General features: G+C 59.5%; 19 protein-coding genes and 2 pseudogenes. 7 read left to right on the top strand and 14 right to left on the bottom strand.

What is annotated here, in order from left to right; all coding sequences use genetic code 11:
• Nucleotides 1-63: 63 nt before the first annotated feature.
• The 7 genes from DTW89_RS07570 to DTW89_RS07535 all read right to left on the bottom strand — a co-directional run bounded on the left by DTW89_RS07570 (nt 64) and on the right by DTW89_RS07535 (nt 8,766).
• Nucleotides 64-393: an H-NS histone family protein gene (locus DTW89_RS07570; RefSeq protein ID WP_114655501.1), complete on the bottom strand. Its 330-nt coding sequence runs from the start codon at nt 391-393 to the stop codon at nt 64-66.
• Nucleotides 394-1,217: 824 nt separating this feature from the next.
• The gene (locus DTW89_RS07560) at nt 1,218-1,598 is read right to left on the bottom strand and encodes a hypothetical protein (RefSeq protein ID WP_114655499.1); all 381 of its coding nucleotides are present in this window, start codon (nt 1,596-1,598) and stop codon (nt 1,218-1,220) included.
• Between the two features lie 65 nt (nt 1,599-1,663).
• Nucleotides 1,664-4,852, bottom strand: a complete 3,189-nt coding sequence (locus DTW89_RS07555) for a CusA/CzcA family heavy metal efflux RND transporter (protein WP_114655498.1) — start codon at nt 4,850-4,852, stop codon at nt 1,664-1,666.
• Between the two features lie 15 nt (nt 4,853-4,867).
• On the bottom strand, nt 4,868-6,472 hold the full coding sequence (locus DTW89_RS07550) for an efflux RND transporter periplasmic adaptor subunit (RefSeq protein ID WP_442858101.1): 1,605 nt from the start codon (nt 6,470-6,472) through the stop codon (nt 4,868-4,870).
• Between the two features lie 8 nt (nt 6,473-6,480).
• On the bottom strand, nt 6,481-7,836 hold the full coding sequence (locus tag DTW89_RS07545) for a TolC family protein (RefSeq protein WP_114655496.1): 1,356 nt from the start codon (nt 7,834-7,836) through the stop codon (nt 6,481-6,483).
• Between the two features lie 157 nt (nt 7,837-7,993).
• Nucleotides 7,994-8,353 (bottom strand): cation efflux protein, CzcI family, encoded by a 360-nt coding sequence (czcI, locus tag DTW89_RS19960; RefSeq protein WP_081739431.1) that lies wholly within the window; start codon nt 8,351-8,353, stop codon nt 7,994-7,996.
• 77 nt (nt 8,354-8,430) lie between these two features.
• Nucleotides 8,431-8,766, bottom strand: coding sequence for a DUF4148 domain-containing protein (locus DTW89_RS07535; protein WP_114655495.1), 336 nt, complete (start codon nt 8,764-8,766; stop codon nt 8,431-8,433).
• 157 nt (nt 8,767-8,923) lie between these two features.
• Here DTW89_RS07535 and DTW89_RS07530 point away from each other — a divergent pair, with 157 nt between their 5' ends.
• The 3 genes from DTW89_RS07530 (at nt 8,924) to DTW89_RS07520 (ending at nt 11,641) form a co-directional block, all read left to right on the top strand.
• Nucleotides 8,924-9,610, top strand: coding sequence for a heavy metal response regulator transcription factor (locus DTW89_RS07530; RefSeq protein ID WP_114655494.1), 687 nt, complete (start codon nt 8,924-8,926; stop codon nt 9,608-9,610).
• On the top strand, nt 9,607-10,944 hold the full coding sequence (locus DTW89_RS07525; RefSeq protein ID WP_114655493.1) for a heavy metal sensor histidine kinase: 1,338 nt from the start codon (nt 9,607-9,609) through the stop codon (nt 10,942-10,944). The genes DTW89_RS07530 and DTW89_RS07525 overlap by 4 nt, the downstream gene beginning before the upstream one ends.
• A 349-nt stretch (nt 10,945-11,293) precedes the next feature.
• Complete coding sequence (locus tag DTW89_RS07520) at nt 11,294-11,641, top strand: DUF4148 domain-containing protein (RefSeq protein WP_114655492.1); 348 nt, start codon at nt 11,294-11,296, stop codon at nt 11,639-11,641.
• A 68-nt stretch (nt 11,642-11,709) separates the two neighbouring features.
• Here the strand turns inward: DTW89_RS07520 and DTW89_RS07515 are convergent.
• Nucleotides 11,710-12,215: pseudogene (locus DTW89_RS07515) on the bottom strand (DUF3363 domain-containing protein); the annotation flags it as partial.
• 345 nt (nt 12,216-12,560) lie between these two features.
• Here DTW89_RS07515 and DTW89_RS19375 point away from each other — a divergent pair.
• A complete protein-coding gene (locus DTW89_RS19375; protein ID WP_161555628.1) occupies nt 12,561-12,893 on the top strand; it encodes a CzcE family metal-binding protein in 333 nt (110 codons plus the stop codon).
• 151 nt (nt 12,894-13,044) lie between these two features.
• Here the strand turns inward: DTW89_RS19375 and cadR are convergent, their stop codons facing one another.
• On the bottom strand, nt 13,045-13,542 hold the full coding sequence (gene cadR, locus DTW89_RS07505; protein WP_114655504.1) for a Cd(II)/Pb(II)-responsive transcriptional regulator: 498 nt from the start codon (nt 13,540-13,542) through the stop codon (nt 13,045-13,047).
• Nucleotides 13,543-13,641: 99 nt separating this feature from the next.
• On the opposite strand from cadR, the gene DTW89_RS07500 reads away from it, so the two are divergent.
• Nucleotides 13,642-16,164, top strand: a complete 2,523-nt coding sequence (locus tag DTW89_RS07500; RefSeq protein ID WP_236637069.1) for a heavy metal translocating P-type ATPase — start codon at nt 13,642-13,644, stop codon at nt 16,162-16,164.
• Between the two features lie 138 nt (nt 16,165-16,302).
• Here the strand turns inward: DTW89_RS07500 and DTW89_RS07495 are convergent, their stop codons facing one another.
• From DTW89_RS07495 to DTW89_RS19290, 3 genes are all read right to left on the bottom strand, one after another.
• Nucleotides 16,303-16,959, bottom strand: a complete 657-nt coding sequence (locus DTW89_RS07495; RefSeq protein WP_114655489.1) for a DsbA family protein — start codon at nt 16,957-16,959, stop codon at nt 16,303-16,305.
• Nucleotides 16,956-17,357, bottom strand: coding sequence for a disulfide bond formation protein B (locus tag DTW89_RS07490; RefSeq protein WP_236637068.1), 402 nt, complete (start codon nt 17,355-17,357; stop codon nt 16,956-16,958). The genes DTW89_RS07495 and DTW89_RS07490 overlap by 4 nt, the downstream gene beginning before the upstream one ends.
• A gap of 204 nt (nt 17,358-17,561) precedes the next feature.
• Nucleotides 17,562-17,765, bottom strand: coding sequence for a hypothetical protein (locus DTW89_RS19290; protein ID WP_147277636.1), 204 nt, complete (start codon nt 17,763-17,765; stop codon nt 17,562-17,564).
• 462 nt (nt 17,766-18,227) lie between these two features.
• On the opposite strand from DTW89_RS19290, the gene DTW89_RS19890 reads away from it, so the two are divergent.
• Nucleotides 18,228-18,350, top strand: a complete 123-nt coding sequence (locus tag DTW89_RS19890; protein WP_269089833.1) for a hypothetical protein — start codon at nt 18,228-18,230, stop codon at nt 18,348-18,350.
• Nucleotides 18,351-18,646: 296 nt separating this feature from the next.
• Nucleotides 18,647-19,417 (top strand): integrase, encoded by a 771-nt coding sequence (locus tag DTW89_RS07480; RefSeq protein WP_114655486.1) that lies wholly within the window; start codon nt 18,647-18,649, stop codon nt 19,415-19,417.
• Nucleotides 19,418-19,421: 4 nt separating this feature from the next.
• Here the strand turns inward: DTW89_RS07480 and DTW89_RS07475 are convergent.
• A pseudogene (locus tag DTW89_RS07475) lies at nt 19,422-20,624 on the bottom strand (Y-family DNA polymerase); the annotation flags it as partial.
• Between the two features lie 428 nt (nt 20,625-21,052).
• Nucleotides 21,053-21,676: a tyrosine-type recombinase/integrase gene (locus DTW89_RS07470; protein ID WP_024814084.1), complete on the bottom strand. Its 624-nt coding sequence runs from the start codon at nt 21,674-21,676 to the stop codon at nt 21,053-21,055.
• Between the last annotated feature and the right edge of the window lie 279 nt (nt 21,677-21,955).

Below are 21,955 nucleotides of genomic sequence, written 5' to 3'. Positions count from 1 at the left end.
CCGGGGTGACCTCTGTTTTTGTGCAGAATCAGAATTCGACGGCAAAAATCCCTTTGACTCCAATTACTTAGCGCTTTGCAGACGCTTTCTTCGAGGTAAAAAATCTTCAAGAGTTTTGCCCCGCACCAGGGCTTCGTTCAACCATCTGGGACGTCGGCCCTTTCCGGCCCAGGTATTGCCCTCAGCGTCTTGATAAACACCCGTTTGGCTATCTGAAGGCGAGTCTCTTTGTAGGGTCTTACGCGGAGCCAATTTCGTGCCGAACCTACCCGCACCCATTTCAAACAAGTCATCCGGCACAAGATCGAACTTGGTGATCGCCTCTTTCAATAGCGGAATGATTTCCTCGGCCTCGCGGGCTTCACTCATCGCCTCTTCGAGGCGTTTCTTCATCTGGGTGAGTGTCTTGGGCAACGCGATCTCAATTCAGAACCCTGCCAACTTCCTTCCACCGAACTACCGCGAAGTCCTCCACGGATTGGCGAGGTGCTGGGAACCCGCACTGCCACTCGTACCTGCTTCGAGTCAATTCGTCGAGCCCGGTCCGCGTTACGACACCGGTCCTCTAACCGTCTTTCCAGGCAAAACGGCCTTCGTAGACAGGAGTCGCGCACCCAGTCAACACGGCCGACGCCAACAACGTCACGATCCAATAGGGTCTGAATGCCATGGTGTCTTGACCTCATTTTTTGATGCTGTGGTGCAAACTGCATGCAGCCAAGCACCGCTATTGAAATCAGTCGGCCTTTGCGATCAGCAGCCGAAGCTACTGCACCGATATGGTAGGGCCTTCAGTACCACTCAGTGGTGATCGCGAGATCGCGGCCTCTTGGGTGATCTGGACTGAAAGCGCAGCGCCTGATTCTCTCTCAGTCTTTTTGCAAGGCGACGGCTGTACTTGGTTCGCACCTCCAGCGGCGGGTGATACTTTAGCCAGAGATGACGCAGGCTCCAGAATACCAACACGGATATCAGCAACCCGATCCATATCCAGAACAGTTTGGTAAATAGTCCGTCCTGGACCGGCTGCATAGACATGTATCACTCCACTCGCCGAACCCGACGGGCGTCATGCTTTCTCCGCAGGGCGGCGCGCACCAAGGCTGTAGGTGACGTCGGCACCCCGCGCAGCGACATCTCCCCTCGTGCGGGGAGTTCTTGCCAAACTTGGAGTTGCCACTTGGCCATACCGCATGGCAGTTGCGATCTCGTTCGCGCTACTTCAGCGTGAAGCGGACGGAAGCCACGGCCTTTCCAACCTTCGAGACTGCAACCACGGCTTTTGTGCCTGAGGCGACCTTGAAATTGCCGGCGGCTTCGAGCTTGCCATCCACGGGCTGGAGCTGGACTTCCTGCTTGTCACTACCCGCCAGGAGAGTGGCCTTCGCGGTCATGCCTGAAACATCAAACGGCTTGCCGTGGTCGCGCATGAACAGTTGCAGCTTGTCGGCCTTGGCCACCAGCTCGTAGTCCACCTCTTTCGCTTGAGCGGTGACGCCCCCGTGCATCGGCTTGGCTTCGTGGCCGTGGTCATCGGCAGCGAAGGCCGTGCCGGAGATCGATACCGCGAGCGCGATGAGGACTTGAGAGAATTTCATGAAAGTTCCTTTGGAGCGAGATTTATGGAAAGGAGAGGTCCCGCGGCGAGCGGGACCTTTCACAACTACACGGGAGCGGACACGTCCGGCGGGTGCGAGGGCTCGGCCGAAACGTCCTCATCTTTCTCATCGGGCCTGTGGGCCAGACGGTAAAGAATTGGCAGCACGAGCAGCGTGAGCAGTGTGGAAGAGAGAATTCCACCGATTACTACCGTTGCCAAAGGCCGCTGAACTTCGGCGCCTGTGCCTGTAGCGATGGCCATGGGAATGAAGCCCAGCGATGCCACGAGCGCAGTCATGAGCACTGGCCGCAACCGGGTCAAAGCGCCTTCGCGAATCGCTGCATCAAGCCCAACACCGTCCTCCCTCAAGCTGCGGATGTAGGAAATCATCACCAGCCCGTTGAGCACTGCCACGCCGGAGAGTGCAATGAAGCCCACGGCAGCCGAAATGGACATAGGGATGTCGCGCAGCCACAGCGCCAGGATGCCCCCCGTCAAAGCGAATGGGATGCCCGTAAAGACCAGCAGTCCATCCTTGGCATTTCCGAACATTGCGAACAACAGGACGAAGACAAGCAACAGGGAAACCGGCACAACAATCTGCAGGCGCTTGGTTGCCGATTGCAGGTTTTCAAAGGTGCCGCCCCAGCTCGTCCAATAGCCGGTAGGAATCTTGATCTGGGCCAGGCCTTGTTCAGCCTCCGCTACGAACGAACCCACGTCGCGACCCCGCACATTGGTGCTCACCACGATACGTCGCTTACCGTTCTCGCGGCTGACCTGGTTGGGGCCAGGGGCAAGCTCGAACGTCGCCACCTCACCCAACGGGATGAAATTGGTCTTGGTCTCCGTACCACTCTCAGAGCGCGGCAGCGGTATGGGCAGCCGCTTCATCGCTTCCAAATCATTGCGGACGGTCTCGGGGAGACGGACCAGAATGTCGAATCGACGATCTCCTTCAAACATCGTGCCTGCCTCCCGTCCGCCGATGGCCGTAGCCACGGTGTCCTGGACGTCAGCAACGTTCAGCCCATAGCGTGCGGCCTTCTGGCGGTCGATGTTCACGGTCAGCATCGGAAGGCCCGTCGTCTGCTCGACCTTCACCTCAGAGGAGCCCTGGATCTTCTGCAGCATCGCTGAGACTTCTTCAGCGGACTTGTTGAGCACCTCCATGTCGTCGCCGAAGATCTTGACTGCCACATCGCTTCGCACACCCGAGATCAGCTCGTTGAAGCGCAGCTGAATGGGCTGGGAAAACTCGTAGTTGTTGCCCGGAATCTTCCCGAGAACCCCCTGGATGCCCGCTAGCAGCTCATCGCGGGTCTTGCGAGGCTCCGGCCATTCGTCCATCGGCTTGAGCATGATGTACCCGTCCGAAATGTTGGGTGGCATCGGGTCGGAGGCAATTTCGGCAGTACCGGTTCTTGCGAAGATGCGCTCGATCTCGGGAAACTTCGCCTTCAGTGTCCGCTCGATCTGCTGCTGCATAGCCACCGACTGGGACAGGCTGGTGCCCGGAATGCGCAGCGCCTGGATGGCAAGGTCACCCTCATTGAGGTTGGGAACAAATTCGCTGCCCATGCGGGTGGCGATCAATCCGCACAAGACCACAGCGACTGCAGCAATGGTGAGGACGAGCGTTTTGGCGCCCATCACGCGATCGAGCAGCGGGGCGTACATGCGCTTGGCATAGCCAAGGAGAAAGTTCTCCTTCTCGCTGACCCGATTGCCGATGAAAAGCGCAACCGCTGCCGGGATGAACGTCACCGACAAAATCATCGCGCCGAGCAGTGCGGCGACCACGGTGAACGCCATCGGGTGGAACATCTTTCCTTCAACACCCGTGAGCGCGAAGATGGGCAGGTACACCACCATGATGATCAGTTGCCCGAACAGTAAGGGGCGGCGCGATTCCTGGGACGCGAGGAACACTTCATTGAAGCGCTCTGCCCGGGTCAGCGGCCGCCCGTGATGCGCTTGCGCGTGGGCAAGACGCCGAACACAGTTCTCAACGATCACGACTGCCCCGTCAATGATGATGCCGAAGTCCAGAGCCCCGAGACTCATCAGGTTGGCGCTCACCTTGTACTGGACCATCCCCGTGAACGTAAAGAGCATCGACAAGGGGATGACCATTGCAGTGATGATTGCCGCTCGGATGTTCCCAAGAAAAAGGAACAGGATCACGATCACGAGAACGGCACCTTCCAGCAGGTTCTTCTTCACCGTACTGATGGCCTTGTCGACGAGCACCGTGCGGTCATAGACCGTCACCGCATGCACCCCCTCTGGAAGGCTCTTGTTGACCTCCACCATCTTCTTGTCTACCGCCTGGGAGACGGTCCGGCTGTTTTCTCCAATCAGCATGAACACGGTGCCGAGAACCACTTCCCGACCGTTGTCCGTGGCAGCTCCGGTTCGAAGCTCCCGGCCAATGCCCACTTCGGCCACGTCCTTGACGCGCACGGGCACGCCGTTGGCGCTGCTGAGAATCACGTTGCCAATGTCCTCCAGGGATTTCACCTGGCCAGGTGCACGGATGAGGTACTGCTCGCCGCGCTTTTCGATGTAGCCCGCGCCCACGTTGCCGTTGTTGCGATCCAGAGCGGTTACTACGTCCTGCAACGTCACGCCCAGCGAAGCCAAGCGCGCGGGGATTGGCGCAATCTGGTATTCCTTGGCGAAGCCGCCGATGGAGTTGATTTCCGTCACGCCAGGAACGTTGCGCAGCTGCGGCTTGATGATCCAGTCCTGGATCTCGCGCAGGTCGGTCGGGGTGTAGGGTGAGCCATCGGGCTTCTTCGCACCGTCCTTGGTTTCGACGGTCCAAAGGTAGATTTCCCCCAGCCCGGTCGAGATGGGCCCCAGCGCTGGCGTGATGCCAGCCGGCAGTTTGTCCCGGGCCTCCTGGATGCGCTCGTTGACGAGTTGGCGAGCGAAATAGATGTCGGTGCCGTCCTTGAAAATGACGGTGACCTGCGACAGTCCATACCGTGAAAGCGACCGCGTCTGATCCAGGTTCGGCAGGCCGGCCATGACCGTCTCAATCGGGTATGTGACCCGCTGCTCGGTCTCAAGGGGCGAGTACCCGGCCGCCTGCGTGTTGATCTGGACCTGGACGTTCGTGATGTCGGGCACGGCGTCAATAGGCAGCTTCTGGTAGCTGAAGACGCCGAAGGCCGCCATGGCGAAGGCCGCAAGCAGCACCAGCCATCGCTGCTCGATCGAGAATCGGATGAGTTTTTCAAACATGTATAGGCTCCAGGATCAGTGCGTGTGTTCGGCAGATCCCTTGCCGAGCTCAGACTTCACGACGAAGCTGCCAGTCGAGGCGTAAGGCATGCCGGCCTTGAGGCCCCCAAGGACCTCGATCCGCTTGCCATCGCTGCGGCCCAGCTTCACTGGCTGAGCAATAAACCCACCGTTGACCTTCAGGAAGACAACGGGCTTGTCTCCAAGGGTCTGTACCGCGTCAGCCGAAATCGTCACGGGTGCCGCTGTTTCTTCAGAAATAACCTCGACATTCACGAACAGGCCGGGGCGCCAGGCGCCTTTGGGGTTGTCCAGAACCACGCGGGCTTTGGCTGTACGGGTTTGCTCGCCGATCAGCGCGCCTACAAAAGCGACAGTCCCCGTGGCCGATGCGTCAAACGCTGTGGCCTTGATGGTGACTTTCTCGCCCACCCGCACCGACGGCAGATCCTTCGCTGGAAGGTTGATTTCCGCCCACACGGTGGAGAGGTCGGAGATGGTGAACACCGCAGCATCTTCCTTGACGGCTTCGCCCAGGCTCAGATGCTTCTCGATGACGATCCCGTCAAAGGGCGCACGCAGCTCGATGCGATTGAGACCGGAAGCGGACGAGGTGGACAGGCCCAGCGCACTCAGCTTTTGATTGGCGTTGGCCACAGCCACCTCTGCTTCGCTCAGGGCTTGCCTGGCCTGCAGGTAGTCCTGTTCGGCAGATACCTTCTGCTCCCACAGCTTCTTTTCTCGCTCGTAAGTCGTCTTGGCCAGCGCGAGGCGCTTGTGGGCCGTCTGCAGCTCGCTGCGTTGCTCCGAGGCAGTGGGGCTGGCAATGGCAGCCAGGACTTGTCCCTTCTTGACGACTTGGCCAAGGCTGGCACTGACGCTTTCCACCACACCGGCGAGCCGTGGAACCACATGCGAGGTGCGGTCTTCGTTGAGCTTGATTTCACCAGGCAGCAAGAGTGCCGTCTTGATGTTGGCGGCGGATGTCGTATCCACCGTAATCGAGGCAGCCTTGATCTGGGCGTCTGCCAATTCAACCTTGCCTTCTTCCTTGCTCATCACGAACATGAAGGGCTCGGTGGCCGTCTGCGCGATGATCTCGATCTCGAATGCATGGGGTTCGGGAACGATTTCCTTACTGACCAGGCTGTCTTTTTCCTGAACGAAAGTCAGCTTCTGCTTTTCGTCTGTCAGGCGGGTCACCGTTGCGGTGACCGTCGCGGCATTCAGCGGCAGCGCCTTGTCTTTGTCGAACAACCAGATGCGCAGCCGCGGCTCTCCACCATCCTCGGACAGCAGCGCCTCCAGGCTGAAATCGCCTTCCTTGAAAACGGTACCGCCGTGAGCGCCCTTGGCTTCGCTCTTTTCGTGGTGCTCGCCGTCCGCATGGCCCTTGTCATCGTCGTGGCCCTTTTCTCCTGCCTTGCCGTGGTGCTCACCGTCGCCGTGGCCCTTGGCTTCAGTGTGGCCGCCGTGCCCGTGGCCATCGCCTTCGGCAACTGCCGTCTTGGGCTTTCCGCCGCCTTGCAAGATGAAGGCGCCGGCCCCGACCCCCAATGCGAGGACGACGGCAATGGCGATCAGATGCTTTTTGCTGATGGTGGATTTGCTGGTGTTCATGGTGATTCTCAGTTCTGCGTTGCGATCAGGCGGGAAGCGGTAGTGCCGCCGAGCAAGCGGTCAACATCAGCCGCTGCGCGGTGCGCCTCGCCAAGTGCTTTGAGGTATTGGGCTTTGGCTGTGAAGTAGGTACGCTGCGCATCCAGCACCTCCAGGAAATTGAACTTGCCGTTCTCGAAGCCGATGGTTGCCGAGTCATACGCTGACTTCGCACCTGGCAGAACTTCCTGCTTCAGCGACTGCACCTCCGCTGCAATCGTGGACAGTCGCTCCCGGGCCTGTGCCACTTCGCTGTGCAGACGCACAGTGGCGCCCTGCAGCTCATCTCGCGCCTTGTCCTCCCGCTTGAGTGCTTCAAGGAGGTTGCCTTGGTTGCGGTCGAACACTGGCAGCGGGACAGAAACACCGAAGAGGAGCACGTTGCGCTGCGTCTCGTTGCTACGCTGCATACCCACGCTGACCTTGACATCCGGCACTCGCTTGCTTTGCTCAAGATCAGTCAGGGCCTTGCGCCGATCCACCTCGATGCGTGCCAGGACAACGGCAGGCGAAGAAGAAATCAGAGCCTGAAGATCGGCGAGGTTCGGTACGGGAGGGAGGGTTTCAGCCGTGCCCTCCAGCACGGTGTAAGGAACGTCGGTCCGTCCCATGAGCGCGAAAAGGCGGGACAGGGCATTGCGCTGTTCACTCGCAGCCTGAGCGAGCTCAACGCGGATACCGGCTTCCGCGACCCTCGCCTTGGTCTCTTCAACTGGCGACACCTTGCCGGCCGCCACGCGCTTTGCAACAGTGTCCGTCGAAGACTTTGCAAGCGCCGTGCTGTCCGTCGCGAGCGCCAGGCGCTCCCGCGCCGTCAGCACATCGAAGTAGGCTGCAGCGACATTGGCCCGCACCGTGGCCTTCAGTTCGATGAGTTGGGCCTGCGCCTGTTCGCGGGACTTTTCCGCGGCCTTGGTGCGTGCCGCGCGCTTTCCCCCCAACTCCACGGGAAGATTGAGTTGCCAGCTTTGCGTGCGCGTTTTGGAGCGCGCATCTTCCAGCGAGTAGGCAAGCTCCGGGTTGGGCCGTGCGCTTCCTTGAAGCACTTGACCCTCGGTCGCCTCCAACTGACGCATCGCAGCTGCCACCTCGGGATTTCCCTCCAGAGCGAACTCGATGGCCCTGGCCAGCGACAGCGGCGTGGAAGCAGCCGTAGCGGCAGCCTGAGGTGCTTGCCCGCTGGCGATTGGTGCTTGCGACACGCCCTGCGCAAAAGCGCCGCTGGACGCCGCCAGCAATATGGCCGCCGCGCTAGCTGCGAGCCCGATTTTCTTGCGGCCGCGCCATGCCTGCGGCTTTCCTTGAAGGTAAATACCCTTGAACATTCGATTCTCCAGTGATTTCAAAACACAAAGGAATCAGTGGGGTGGCAACCGTGCAGTTGCTTGGCAACTCGTCACTCATCACAGCCGCGACACGCGCAACTACATCCGCCAGAGGGGCGGACACGAATGACTGAAGGAAGGAGAGATACCCCGCCGATTAGGCGAGGACGGACCACTGAGGGCGGTCAGGGGGATTGGGCGTTACACAAGCCAACCGCTCGCTGGGCTGGGCATCCAAACTACTGTCATGAGAGCCGCCTTGCTTGGCATAGGACAAGTTGAAGACGCCGATGCCGACGCCATGGCAAACCCAGCAATCGGAATCAACCTGGTCGGCGTTTTGCCCGTTCTTGTCTGCTGGGTCAACCACGCTTTTGGCCTCATGCTCATGCTCATGATGCCCCACATGTTGTGTCTGAGCCGTAGCGCGTTCATGCATGCAATAGCTAGCAACCGCAGACCAGCTGAACTGGAGCGGTAGCAATGCCAGTATAAAAACAGCTATCAAGCGGCGCATTTTTTGATTCTAGCACGCGACAATGAAGTCTTCGTGTGAGCAAGGATAGACTCTGGATAGAGGCGATGCGTTGAAAATCAGCTGCCGGAGTACAGTTCCTTCATACGCTGTTTTTCAGCGGCAGACATGCTCAGGTATTCCTGTTGCACCTGCTCACGGGTCTTGGAGGGGCTCATTGCCTTGACAGGCAGAGCACCACCGCGCGCGATGATCGCCAGTGTGCCGTCCTTACGGGCGACGGTCACCGCCTGAAGAGCGTCGGCACGGGACATCGCGCTCTGGAAATGGTCGGGATGGGTGGTAAATCCCACTTCGCCATCTGCAGGGTGATACAGCGAGGATGCAGACGCCAAACCTGGAGCCGCGATGGCAAGGGCGATCAGGGAAAGCGCGAGGGGTTTGCGAACAATCATGGTTTTTTCTCTGGGTTCAGGTAAGCACTTGGCGATTTGCCTAGGCGATGCCTTGCGACACGAGATGAACTTTAGAAAGCGAACCGCGACAAGACACCAACAGCCAGATGACAAATTCGTAATATTTGAATACCCCGCATGCTTCGACAATGGCGTCATGAAAATTTTGCTCATTGAAGACGAAGTCAAGCTTGCTGAGTACCTGCGCAAGGGACTAGGAGAGGTCGGCTACGTGGTGGACGTAGCCCACAACGGCGTGGATGGGCTGCACATGGCCCTCGAAGGCGGGCACGACCTGCTGGTGCTGGACGCGATGCTCCCAGGGATCGACGGTTTCAGCCTCCTCACCGCTTTTCGCAAATCCAGGCAGACACCCGTTTTGATGTTGACAGCGAGGGTGAGCGTCGAGGACCGCGTGCTGGGACTGCAGACAGGTGCTGACGACTATCTGGTTAAGCCCTTCGCGTTTTCCGAACTTAACGCACGCATCCAGGTGCTCCTGAGGCGCACGCATGGCACACGGGATGCGGCAGAGCCCACGCAACTGCGCCTTGCCGATCTCGACGTGGACTTGGTGCGGCGCAAGGCGTTCCGCGGCGGTCAGAAGTTGGAGCTGACCGCCAAGGAGTTCCTGCTTCTGACACTGTTCCTGCGAAGGAACGGCGAGGTACTGTCTCGCACCGAGATTGCCGAGCAGGTGTGGGACATGAATTTCGACAGCAACACCAACGTGGTGGAGGTGGCCATCCGGCGCTTGCGCAACAAGATCGATGCGCCCTTCGAGAAGGCACTGCTTCACACCGTTCGGGGTATGGGTTACATCATGGAAGAGCGCAAGGAATGAATGCACTGATCCAATATCGCTCACTGCGCCAGCGGCTTTCCTGGTGGCTGGCGCTGCAAAGCTTTGCCGGCCTCGGGTTGGTCTGTCTGGCTGTGTATCTGGTGACCGAGTTCAATTTCCGTGATCGGCAAGAGGACACGCTGGCCCAAAAAGAGAATGTCATTCGACACCTGTTGGCGGACGGTAAAGAGCACGGGAAGTCAGAAGACCTCGCGCACAAGCTCGACGATTTCCTGGTGGGGCACGGAGATCTGTCGCTTGAAGTGACTCGGGGCGACGGGGCCGTGCTCTACGCACACACCCGCAACCAGAATGCGAAGACGGTGTGGCGTCAACGGCAGTTCGAGGTTGCACAGACTGCGGGCCAGCCCCCCTCCAAGGTTTTGCGCGTCCGGTTATCGTTGGACACCCAAACGGACAACCAGTTGCTGCACCGGCTTGCACTTACCTTGCTGGTGGCAGCCATCGGAGGGGCCATCGTGGTTTCGCTGGGTGGCTTCTCCCTGGTCAACCTGGGCCTGGCGCCCGTTCGAAGACTGGTCAGCCAGACGCGTGCGTTGTCGGCGGACAACCTGCACCACCGGCTCGACGGTGCAGAGCAACCCCTTGAACTCGTGCCCCTGATCGACCAGTTCAATGCGCTCCTGGAACGCATCGAAAATGCCTACTCACAGATGGAGGGCTTCAATGCCGACGTAGCGCACGAGTTGTGCACGCCACTGGCCACGCTCATTGCCAACAATGAACTGGCGCTAAGGCGCCCTGAACAGGAGGACATGCGAGAGGTCCTAGCTTCCAACCTGGAGGAATTACATCGCCTGACCGCCATTGTCAACGACATGCTGTTCCTGTCCCAGGCGGATCGGGGCGTGGGCGCACGCCGCGCTCCCGTAGTTAGCCTTGCATCGATGGCTGCAGACGTGTTGGACTACCACGAGGCGGCGCTGGCCGAGGCCGGTCTCACCGCCGAAGTGGTGGGCGATGCCCATGGTGCCTTTGACGTGCCGCTGTTGCGCCGGGCCCTGTCAAACCTGCTAGGCAACGCCACCCGATACGCAAAAAATGGCTCGATCGTCCAGGTCACCTTCAAACCTTCTGATGAGGACCGCGTGCTGATCCGTGTCGCTAACTGCGGAGATACCATCGATCCAGAGGTACTTCCGCACCTGTTTGATCGATTCTTCCGCGGCGATCCCGCTCGCAGCCATGGGCAAAGCAACCATGGCCTCGGCTTGGCCATCGTTGGCGCGATCGCTCGCATGCACCAGGGTGAGCCGGTTGCATGGTCAGAGAACGGGGTGACGATTGTCGGGATGGAAATCCGCGCTCTGTAACGAGCTCTGGTGCCGGTGATCCCACTTACGCATCCATGAGCCCGAACTGTGCTTCTTCAGGGGGGGCTGGATCGATTTTCTGATTTATGAGTTCGTGTTTTCGGGTTGGATGTTCTGCAATTGACCGAAGCGACTCCATCGCACTTACTCCCATGCAGGATATTTTCCCATGTCTTCATGGTCGGGCCTTGTCACCGCGATAAGGTCAAGAACAGCAAAAGATGACAGAAAAGTCATCGTGCTGTCCGCGTTCTGTTGGGTCAGGATTTCTACGATGAACACATCTCATCATCGCTTGGCAAAGGCATGGGAGATGCAAAATTTACTGACTTCTATAAGGACCTTAGCCATGACTCAACGTCGTCTCTCCCTTTCTTCCATGATCGCAGCAGTGGCCGCAGTGGTCACTCTGGGTCTTCCAGGGATGGCTTCGGCAGCGTACGAGCATCCTGCCAACAATGAAAAGGGCATCATCGTTCACCCGGAACACTGGAAGAGCGATAAGACGCGAGAGCAGGTTATCGCGGAAACCAAGGCTGCCATGCAGCAAGGACTCCTCTCTTATGGCGAGAGCAACTACCCAATGCCTGTGCCTAATGTGGGCCCAGGGAAAACTCGTCAGGAAGTGATCAACGAAATGCTGAACGAGTCACCTGCCGAACGCGACGCGCGTCAGCGTCTCTACTATCCGGGTTGATCGCCCCCAGTTGCGGTTCCAGCGGATTATGCTGAACCCAGCCTTTGAGATCTCTGGCGTCGGCCTGACTAACCTCGGGAAAGCCCAGGCCGCCGCCCAATTTCCCATGCCACCCCACTGCCGCGCACCGTCGCGGCAACCTGCTTTCCCAACTGCTGCTCGATTACCGGCTTCCACGGCACCAGGCAAAATCCCAGGCCGTCATTGAGCATGGCGTAGCGCCCGCTGGCGAGCATCACGCTTCGCCGGTAGATGCCCGCTACGCGCTCCCTATCGGGGAGGGGCCGATGCTCCAGCCCGGTTTCAGCGGCAATGTCTTCGCGGCATGCGACAGCTCGCGGTTGCGCAGCGTCGCCGGAAGATTGCGCGTCAGGATGATGCGCTGCCCGCGCCGCTCGGTCAGACCCTAGTCGGCCAGGAAGTCGGCGCGTTTCTGTAGTACTTCCTTGGCCGCGCTGCCAAACCCTAGTTAGCTCAGCTCTTTACCGGCGCCGATCAACTGCTGGTCCAGCCAGGCGGCCCCAATCACGCGCGCCTGCCGCTCAATGGGCAGGTGCGTCATCTCCACGGCCACCCACGTCGATCGACAAAGCCTTGAGTCGGTGCGCGCGTTCCCTGCGCCTCTTCCTTCTTGTGATCCGATGCTATTGAAAACCCTGTAGCGGGTGCAGAGTCAAGTTCACAGGTTTTACAGTGACCGAGACATGCGTATAGCCCGACGATGAGGCAGCCAGCTGCCCGCGAAGTTCAGCCCATTGGGTCTGCACAAACACGCACCTTGCGCGCTGCTGCAGATGACAAATTTGTCATCCAGATGATCGCTATCTGTTGGTTACGGATCGCTAGAGTCCTTCATGTCGCCCCAAGGCGTCACTGCGCCGACATCGGCGGCGCGGTCATCATTAAGAAGGAACTCTACATGCGTTCGACTCGCCTCATCCAGGTGGCCATTATTTTCGGCATGGCCTCTGCGTCTGCCATGGCAGCTGACACGTTTGCCAACGGTCAATCGTTCTACGGTCAACCCGCTCAGCAGGCCGCCAAAGCCCGAGTCGTGGATGTCTCAACCGCCCGGCACCTGAACGTTGCCTACGGTGATACGGTCACGTTCCGCAGCGAAGGCAAGGAGTTCTCGTGGACGTTCAACGGGCTCGATCGCCGGCCCGTGGACCTGGCAAAGATCGCGCCAGCCGGATTCACGGGCAAGTCGCTCAACGTGTATGTCGCGCAAAACCCGCTGACCCGGAACTAAGGGGTCACGCGCCGCGCCTGAGGGTTGCTGTCAAGCAGGGAGGGGCATCATTGGATATCTTTGGTCGCCACGTCGTACAGCAGCGGCACGAAAAAATCGGACTGTGCATCACCCTCGGGCGGCCGGCGCGCGTCAAGGTAGGGTTGGTAAGTCAGTGCTTGACGCCGCGCTGTTTGGTACCGGTACCGATTTCGCGATGCACTCCAGGCAGATGCGACTCGATGGGTGGGGTTGGTGGGATGTGGTTGTGTTGACGCGCGGCAATTACCAGACCGCCCAAGATGCCGCAGTCCCCGGCCAAATGACCAGATGAACACTGCCGCTGCAAACTGCGCAACTCTGCTTCCAGCGCCTGAAGTTCTCGAATACGGTCAACCACGTGCCCGATATGTGCCTGCAGCAGCGCGTCCACCGCGCCGCAGTTCTCACCGGGCGCGTCTTTGAAATGCAGCAGCACGCGGATCTCATCGAGTGTCATGTCCAGGCTGCGACAGTGCCGGATGAAGGCCAGACGCTCGACGTGGCTACCGTCGTACACCCTGTAGTTGCTTTCCGTGCGCTTTGCTGTCGGCAGCAGTTGCACCCGCTCGTAGTAGCGGATGGTTTCTGTCTGCGTGCCGGTGGCCTTGGCCAGTTCGCCAATTTTCATTGCTCCGCTTTCAAAAATGAGCTTGCTGTAGAACGCCGCACGATGCATTTCTGTGCTACCACTTGACTTTAAAGTCACTATAGGGTTTCCAATTAGGCCATGAAACCAGAAACCAGCACCTCCACAAGCGTTGACTCCTGCTGTTCCGCAGGTCGTTCAAGTCCTGCCACGCCTGGCAATGTGACCGCCAGCGTTTCTGGCCAGGCCAGGCTTTTCAAAATCGCGACCATGGACTGCAGCGCCGAGGAGGCGGAAATCCGCCGGGCGCTGGAGCCACTGGAAGGTATCCGCTCTTTGGGATTTCAGCTTGGCGCGCGCACGCTGAAGATCGATGCGCAAGAAAGTGCGTACCCCTTGGCCCTGGAGGCGATCCGCAAAGCGGGATTCGATCCGCAGCCCGTGGCCACGGCATCAGCCCCCCAAATCAGCCAGGGCAAGCTTTTCAAAATCGCGACCATGGACTGCAGCGCCGAGGAGGCGGAAATCCGTCGGGCGCTGGAGCCACTGGAAGGTATCCGCTCTTTGGGATTTCAGCTTGGTGCGCGCACGCTGAAGATCGATGCGCAAGAAAGTGCGTATCCCTTGGCCCTGGAGGCGATCCGCAAAGCGGGCTTCGATCCGCAGCCCGTGGCTGCAGCTGTGCGTTCTGAAGAAGGAAAGGCAGCGGGACATGCCGAAGGCGATGACCATCAACACGGGTTTGCCGGTGGCATTTCCCGCCTAGTTGCCGCGCTTGTATTCGCCACGGGAGCGGAGGTGCTCTCCTTCTTCGCACCCGATCAAATGGCCTGGAAGGTGGCAGGCATGGCCATTGCCGCGCTGGCTATCTGGCTGGCAGGTATCGACACCTACAAGAAGGGCGTTGCAGCGCTGCTGCGCGGCAAGCTCAACATCAATGCCCTGATGTCGGTGGCCGTCACTGGCGCATTCCTCATTGGCCAGTGGCCAGAGGCCGCCATGGTGATGGCCCTGTACGCCATTGCCGAGCTGATCGAAGCCAAGGCTGTGGACCGGGCCCGAAACGCCATCAAGGGTTTGCTGGAACTGGCGCCGGAAGAAGCGCTGGTGCTCGGCCCTGACGGCGCATGGACCGTCACGCCGGTCGCCTCGGTGGCCATTGGCGCGACCGTGCGCATCAAACCAGGCGAACGTGTGCCGCTGGACGGTAAGGTGACCAAAGGCAACGGGGCCATAAACCAGGCCCCCGTCACGGGAGAGAGCATCCCCGTGGACAAGGCACCTGGCGACCAGGTATTCGCCGGCACCATCAATGAAACTGGTGAGCTGGAATTCCAAGTAACGGCCTTGTCCAGCAACACCACTCTTGCCAGGATCATTCAAGCCGTCGAACAAGCGCAGGGGACCCGCGCACCGACACAACGCTTTGTTGATCGGTTCGCCGCCATCTACACGCCTGCGGTCTTCGCCATCGCTGTGGCGGTGGCCTTGCTCACGCCCTTTCTGATGGGCCTGACATGGCTGGAAGCACTCTACAAGGCGCTGGTCTTGCTGGTGATTGCTTGTCCGTGTGCCCTGGTGATTTCCACGCCTGTCACGGTGGTCAGCGGATTGGCCGCGGGCGCGCGTCGCGGGATATTGATCAAGGGTGGAACCTACCTGGAGGACGCGAGGCTCCTGAAGGCGGTGGCGCTGGACAAGACAGGCACGATCACCGAAGGCAAGCCCAAGCTGGTGGAGTGGAAAGTCTGGGGTACGGGAGACGAAGCTGCTACCCAGCAGATGGCCGCCAGCCTGGCCGGCAGGTCCGATCACCCAGTTTCCAAAGCAATCGTCCAGGGTCTGGAAGTCCGAGGACCGGAGGCCGAGAACTTCAAGGCCTTGCCCGGGCGCGGTGTCGAGGGCGTGGTCAACGGGTTGCGCCTGGTGCTGGGCAATCACCGGCTGATCCATGAGCAAGGACTGTGCACCCCGGACTTGGAGGCGGAGCTGGCCATTCACGAAAAGCAAGGCCGCACGGTGACGCTCCTGGCAGACGAATCCCGCGTCCTGGCCCTGTTTGCCGTGGCTGACACGATCCGGGAGACCTCCAAGCAGGCCATTGTCGATCTCAAGGCGCTGGGGGTGACCTCGGTCATGCTGACCGGGGACAACACAGCCACGGCCAAGGCGATCGCGGCGCAGGCCGGCATCGACGACGCTCGCGGTGATTTGCTGCCCGAAGCCAAGCTCGATGCCATCAAAGAGATGCAAAAGCGCTACGGCGCCACCGGCATGACAGGCGATGGCATCAACGATGCACCGGCATTGGCCCAAGCCGATATCGGCTTTGCGATGGGTGGCGCAGGCACCGACACCGCCATGGAAGCAGCCGACGTGGTCATCATGAATGACAACCTGGAGCGCGTCGCGGAGACTGTGCGGCTGTCCAAGCGCACCCACGCGATACTCTGGCAGAACATCACCTTGGCGTTGGGCATCAAGAGCGTGTTCCTGGTGATGGCGGTAGTCGGCACCGCAACCATGTGGATGGCTGTCTTCGCGGACATGGGAGCGAGCTTGCTGGTGGTGGCCAACGGCCTGCGTCTGCTTCGCGGTACACAGGTGGAGCCAGCCACCAAGCCAAGCCGCTCAGAAACGAAAGAGCATGCACATTCCCACTAAGCATGCGCCAGTGCGCGCGCTGGGCCCACTCGGGTAGTGCGGTTCGCCGGCATGCCCCGGCGGCCGGGCCCGCCAGATGGGCGCGCGCAGTCCTGCCATTGAAGCGGCTGTGCGGCGCCTCTACTCAATGGTCCGCGTTCATTTTTTGGAGTTGGAAACCTCTTGCGCCACCAGTTCAGCCAGCTGCTTGTGGCCAAAGCTGGGCAGTGCACGCCCGTTGACGAAGAAGGTGGGGGTCTTCTCCACTTTGAGGGCGGTCAGGTCTTGCACGTCCTGCTGCAGCACGGCGTCCAGCGTAGGTGCTGCCATGTCCGCCCGTGCCCGTAGCATGTCCAGTCCCGCCTGCTCAGCCGCCTTGTAGGCCAACTCCAGGTTGGGGTTTCCATGGTCCGCCCACTGTGGCTGCGCGGCCAGCACCGCCTCCAGAACGGCTTGGTACTTGTCCTGCTGCCGCGCCGATTCCAGCAACTTGACCACCTGCTCCGAGCCCTGGTGGAAAGGTGCATAGCGAATGACCAGCCGCACTTCGCTGGGGTACTGCTGCATCAAATCCTTCACAACCGGGTAGAAAGCGCGGCAGGTCTCGCAGGCAGGATCGAAGAACTCGACGATGGTCACGGGTGCCTCACGGGGGCCGATGACGGGGGAATGCATGCGGACCAGGCGTTCGGCCTGCCCAGCCACTTGCTGCTCCTGCGCACTTTGCACGCCGCTTTGGTAGAGATTCACGCCGACGAGGAAGGCCACAAGAGCCATGCCGAGCACGAGGAAGATGATGAGTTTTCGGTGATTCATTTGTCTGTTTTACGCAGAAAAAGGGAGAGTGAAACGGCGATGGCAATGAACGCCACCAGTGAAAGCCAGGGCAGCTCGATGCCGTAGAGGATGTCGAGCTTCTGATCAGCACAGGACACGCCGGCGCCGCAGGGAACCCAGGCCTTGGGCACCAGGCCTGCCACCAAGAGGCTGTGGTAACCAGCCACGGCAGCACCTGCCAGCGCCAGAGGCAAGGCATAGACAGCGCCCCGGCGGTCTTCGCTGTAAAAGGCCATGCCCAAAAGCAAGGCCAACGGGAACATGGCAATGCGCTGGTACCAGCACAAGACGCAAGGAGCCATGCCCATGACTTCGCCGATGAACAACGCACCGCCCGTGGCGGACACAGCTAGCAGCCAAGCGACTAAGAGCAGCATCGAGGGCCGACTCATCGACACCCCCTTGGACAACGGTTCTGGCAGGAAGCGCCGAGCAAGGCGCAACTGCGTGTGAAGATTCCAGGGCCGTGCGGCCCGACAGTGGTGGACATGAAGATATCCCGAAGAAATACACAGGAGGCCAACACACGCTGTGCTGGCACGTTTGGCAAGGATCGGAGACGGTGGTGACCGATGCCCTGGTCAGGCCAGGGCGGGCCACTGCGGGCGTTCGGGGCGACTGGCGGACTCTGAAGGCGGCCCCCCGCGCGTGTCGGTGTGAAAGCGCTCCGGGGGAAAGGCCGGCACAAGATCGCGTTGCGCCTGAAAGGCTTCGGTGCCCTGCAGATGGCAGGAACCACAGTCCACGCTGGGCGCTGCATTGCCGGCTGGGGTGGATTCATCCATTGCTCCGTCCCGCAGCTGGGGGTGCTCGCAGCAATGCATTGCCACAGGAGGCAAGGAACCCGGTCCGCCATCCTTGCAGTACGCGCCCACCGCCGCCCAGCACAGTTGCAGCGGCAACAGTACCAACAGGAAAACAAGCAGACGGGTGCGCAAGTGCATCCGGAAAATTGTAGTGGCATCCCAACTTGAAGGTTGCTGAGTAGGCGAACCTCTAGCGCCTCAGACTACAACCTGCCAGCAACTGCGTGCGCAATCTTTGGATGCCGCACAGGCTTCCATCGAAGGGGGTTCAAAGCCTTACCTCACCCGATTTTTCTATAGAATTAAATTCTATGTAGTTGCAAGTTAACATAATCTATATCGTATAACACCGCACCTTGGGCCGCTCGGCGGCGACTCACGACGTAATTGCGAAATTGGGCCGCAGTGCCTTTTGCTCGTCGTGACAACATGATGGGAGGCATGAAACACGCATACCGCCTCATCGTTCTGCTCGTGATTGCCTCCCTCGTTGGCCTTGCCCTCCAGCCCGGAAACAAAGGACTGGCTGTGCGTGTCTTCGGCGTCCAGATTGAAACCAAGTGATCTGTCTTGATCCCGTGGACAAGCGGGGGTCGGCATGGAAATATGGACAAGCCTGCGACTTGCCCACATTCCCACCCCTCGCACCCCCTTGCCCACAGGCGCCCACGGGCCTGACGCGCTGCGCTTGCCTTTTGTGTTTTTCATCACTTAAAACACTCGCTTTGCGGGCATCATTCAAGATGGCAATCTTGTTGGCAATCCCAAGTACCCCCTGGAGTTGTTCCAGCGCGTGGTGACAGTGAGTTTGGAGACACAGAAAATTGTTTCTGCGCTTCCTTCGTTGAATATCTGAGCCAATGTCGGTAGAAATTTACCAGCGGTTTGCCCAAGTTCTGAAGCACACCTCCTACTCCGGGCGGCTTATGCCCTATGACTGGGGGCAATTGCCAAACCAACTGGATTTCACGTGGGCGGCCTACAGCATGATGTTCGATGAGTTTGCCCGCGAGCTGGCCAACACCATCAACGCACTGACGCGCCATACTCACTATCTGGCCGCCTGGCGCGATCTTTGGCCTTCCCTCGATGAAGAGGCTCAAATTGATGCCATGGTGGTCTTCATTGACCCTCTGGCGACTTTGGCATTGAACCTGCCCTACGTGATTCGTTCGAGGTTCATCTTTTCGTCCGCGCACCTTTGCCATCAGGCCAATCGCGCACGGTTGGGCGCAAATTGGAAAGATGACTTTCCCCTGGACAAAGATGTTGTGAAGCCAACAGCGGCGACGCACGGTGCTGCATGGCGGAGCTTTGAGGAGTTCATGTGCCGACTGAATGGCGTTGCTGGCCAAGAATATGGCCATGGCACACGGGACTTTCGCCATGCCTACAACCACCGAATTTCCCCGCGCATTGTGATCGGCATTTCGAATCTTGTGACCCGCACGCAGCATAAAACAGGCGGGGTCACATACGGATTCGGTGATACGCCCGCGCTGGGACTGCCGCTAGTGGTGGCCCTACTTGAAGCTCAGTGCCAGCAGGCATATCTAACTTTTGAGGCGTTTCAGGAGTTGGTCAGAGAGCATGAGGCCGCTATCGTCGAACATATAAGCGCCCCCCGCTAGGTGCTCAAGCCCTTGCTATGGGCACGTCAGCCAGCCGCGTGGTGTATTGCGGGGTCCTCCGCTCTTGGCGCATTGCCCACTCATGGGTTTGAGGAACACCAGCGCTGCCGACGAAAACCGTTCTCTTGCCGAAGCGGCGATTCAGTTGATCGATGGTGCCCATCAGGTGGGACTGATCGCGGCCTTCGCCGGGTTCTAGGTCAAGCTCGGCTTGGTACAGCGACGACTCCACCAGGTCCAACAACATGACGCCGCACTTGGCCAATTGATAGCCGGGCTCGTAGATCCGTCGCATCCCTGCAATGGCCGCAGCCACCAGCAGCGCGCTATCGGCCGTGGGCCGTCGAAGTGGAACCATGACCCCGCGCGAGAACTGCGGTGGCGGTCGGAATGGTGACGTGTGCGCGAACACGTAGACCTGGCTCGCGAAGCTACCTTGTTTGCGCAGCTTTTCGCCTGCGCGTGATGCAAACTCACTCACGGCCTCCAGCATCGGGCCCAGCTCGGAAACGGATCTCCCGAAAGAGCGTGTGACCGCAATTTGTTTCTTGTTGCTTGGCGCATCTTCCAGGGGGATACACGATTGGCCGCGCAGCTCGCGCACCGTGCGTTCAAGCACCACGCTCCAGCGCCTGCGCACGGTCGCGGGGTCAAGCCGGGCCAAGTCCCAGGCGGTGTTGACACCACCCTCCTTCAATTGCGCACCAATGCGGCGCCCTACTCCCCAAACGTCGCCTACCGCTGTTGCCTGCAAAACCGCATGCTGCTCGTCGACGGACATCGCGGCAAAGCTGCAAACTCGGGCCAGGTTCGCAGGGTAGCTACCTGGTTTGCGCTCGGCGGATTTCGCAACATGGTTCGCCAGTTTCGCAAGGGTCTTGGTACCACCAATCCCTATGCCGCATGGGATACCCACCCATTGCAGAATGCGTGCCCGTATCTTGTGCGCCCTCTCCACCAAGTCACCCCGCATGCCATCGAGACCGATGAATGATTCGTCGATGGAATAGATCTCCTGAGTCGGCCCCAAGCCTGCAGCCAAGCTCATCATGCGGTTGCTCATGTCCCCATACAAAGGGAAGTTGGCGGAAAGCCCAATCAAGCCGTCCGATTCGACAAGCCGCGCGATCTGGAACCACGGGGCGCCCATCTTGATGCCCAGCGCTTTTGCTGCCTCGGATCGCGCGACGGCGCACCCATCATTATTTCTGAATGACCCTAACTGTTAGTAGGTATTTAGTCGTTGATTCTTCAACAAGAATCAAGACTAACAGTTTTGTACGTAATAAGGCTCAATTCGAGCACGCTCTGAGTCGTTGAAGTAGGAGGCCCAGCGCCACCCTGATCGACGCAGGACGACCCTCAAGAGCCGCTCAGAATTTCTGGCCCAGCGCCGGCAGTGCAGCGGTTGCAGTAGTTCGCCGGGAACCACACAACGACTGCTCTCGTCGACGAAGCGGTCACCCAAACGGTCTCGATCTTTTTTTGTCCAACGACTGCGTGTATATCGCGGGAAATCAGTGGCAAACAAAGCACTCCCTTCTTGTGAAGGGGAGGCAGATGTCGTGAACCTTAGTTCCACGCGAAAGGGGTGGCCGCTGGGCGCCCAGTAGAAATCGGCCACTCATACCCTGCTCAAATTTCCGTCTGCTCCGCGATTTCGAGAGCATCATCGAGTTCGATGCCGAGGTATCTCACGGTCGATTCGAGCTTCGAGTGTCCCAGCAGCAACTGCACGGCTCGCAGGTTTTTGGTACGACGATAGATCAGTGTCGCCTTTGTTCTCCGCATCGAATGTGTCCCGTAGTCGGCGCGATCCAGCCCGAGTTCGTCCACCCAGTGCCCAAGAATCCGCGCGTACTGCCGAGTCCCCAGGTGCGGAGACTCGTGCAACCTGCTTGGAAACAGGAAATCATCCGATTTCAACGCTGCCAGCTGGATCCATGCCTGCAGCGCGTCTCGGGTTGCTGCGGTGATTTCGAACTGCACCGGTCGCTGCGTTTTGTGTTGCATGACGATGGCTCGCGCGGCCAGTTGGTCCCCGTGACACACATCACGAACCTTGAGGGCCACGAGGTCGCAACCACGTAGTTTGCTGTCGATGCCCAGATTGAAGAGCGCAAGCTCTCGGACGCGCCCTTGCATCTGTAGGCGCACCCGTAACGCCCATATCTCCTTCAGCTTGAAGGGTGCCTTTTGCCCCACTATCTTTCCCTTGTTCCAAGGCTCGTGGTGAACAGAACTGCTCGGAGTTTCCATGATGGTCTCCCATCGAGTTGAGGGGCCGACAGCTTGCGCCTGATACCTTCCTTCGTCTTGTTCTGGGTCAAGTCGTCATCTGAAACTATGTGACCGGGTGGGTGCGAGCGAGATCGAGACAGACCTGCAGAAGGGGACTCCCCACCCACTAAGGCAATGCTGATCAAGGTCCACCGTTGTCGCTTCTCAAACGTTATCCGCAGATGAAGCAGCAGACCCTGGCAATGGCCGCAGATCAAGACAACGGATTCGAGCAGTCGCGCAAGCCCACCCGACGTG

The organism is Acidovorax sp. BoFeN1, from assembly GCF_003345135.1.
In the GTDB taxonomy this organism is placed as follows: Bacteria; Pseudomonadota; Gammaproteobacteria; order Burkholderiales; family Burkholderiaceae_C; genus Acidovorax; species Acidovorax defluvii.
The sequence above is the reverse complement of the archived record's forward strand: the minus strand, read 5'-3'. Positions and strand labels throughout refer to the sequence as shown.

Bases quoted from the DNA above. Each gene is read 5' to 3' on its own strand.
- DTW89_RS19290 (WP_147277636.1), bottom strand. From the start codon at position 17,765: ATGGATGAATCCACCCCAGCCGGCAATGCAGCGCCCAGCGTGGACTGT.
- DTW89_RS07470 (WP_024814084.1), bottom strand. From the start codon at position 21,676: ATGGAAACTCCGAGCAGTTCTGTTCACCACGAGCCTTGGAACAAGGGA.
- DTW89_RS07480 (WP_114655486.1), top strand. From the start codon at position 18,647: ATGTCGGTAGAAATTTACCAGCGGTTTGCCCAAGTTCTGAAGCACACC.
- DTW89_RS07545 (WP_114655496.1), bottom strand. From the start codon at position 7,836: ATGTTCAAGGGTATTTACCTTCAAGGAAAGCCGCAGGCATGGCGCGGC.
- DTW89_RS07530 (WP_114655494.1), top strand. From the start codon at position 8,924: ATGAAAATTTTGCTCATTGAAGACGAAGTCAAGCTTGCTGAGTACCTG.
- DTW89_RS19375 (WP_161555628.1), top strand. From the start codon at position 12,561: ATGCGTTCGACTCGCCTCATCCAGGTGGCCATTATTTTCGGCATGGCC.
- DTW89_RS07525 (WP_114655493.1), top strand. From the start codon at position 9,607: ATGAATGCACTGATCCAATATCGCTCACTGCGCCAGCGGCTTTCCTGG.
- DTW89_RS07560 (WP_114655499.1), bottom strand. From the start codon at position 1,598: ATGAAATTCTCTCAAGTCCTCATCGCGCTCGCGGTATCGATCTCCGGC.
- DTW89_RS07500 (WP_236637069.1), top strand. From the start codon at position 13,642: ATGAAACCAGAAACCAGCACCTCCACAAGCGTTGACTCCTGCTGTTCC.
- cadR (WP_114655504.1), bottom strand. From the start codon at position 13,542: ATGAAAATTGGCGAACTGGCCAAGGCCACCGGCACGCAGACAGAAACC.
- DTW89_RS07495 (WP_114655489.1), bottom strand. From the start codon at position 16,959: ATGAATCACCGAAAACTCATCATCTTCCTCGTGCTCGGCATGGCTCTT.
- DTW89_RS07520 (WP_114655492.1), top strand. From the start codon at position 11,294: ATGACTCAACGTCGTCTCTCCCTTTCTTCCATGATCGCAGCAGTGGCC.
- DTW89_RS07550 (WP_442858101.1), bottom strand. From the start codon at position 6,472: ATGAACACCAGCAAATCCACCATCAGCAAAAAGCATCTGATCGCCATT.
- DTW89_RS07490 (WP_236637068.1), bottom strand. From the start codon at position 17,357: ATGCTGCTCTTAGTCGCTTGGCTGCTAGCTGTGTCCGCCACGGGCGGT.
- czcI (WP_081739431.1), bottom strand. From the start codon at position 8,353: ATGCGCCGCTTGATAGCTGTTTTTATACTGGCATTGCTACCGCTCCAG.
- DTW89_RS07555 (WP_114655498.1), bottom strand. From the start codon at position 4,852: ATGTTTGAAAAACTCATCCGATTCTCGATCGAGCAGCGATGGCTGGTG.
- DTW89_RS19890 (WP_269089833.1), top strand. From the start codon at position 18,228: ATGAAACACGCATACCGCCTCATCGTTCTGCTCGTGATTGCCTCCCTC.
- DTW89_RS07535 (WP_114655495.1), bottom strand. From the start codon at position 8,766: ATGATTGTTCGCAAACCCCTCGCGCTTTCCCTGATCGCCCTTGCCATC.
- DTW89_RS07570 (WP_114655501.1), bottom strand. From the start codon at position 393: ATGAAGAAACGCCTCGAAGAGGCGATGAGTGAAGCCCGCGAGGCCGAG.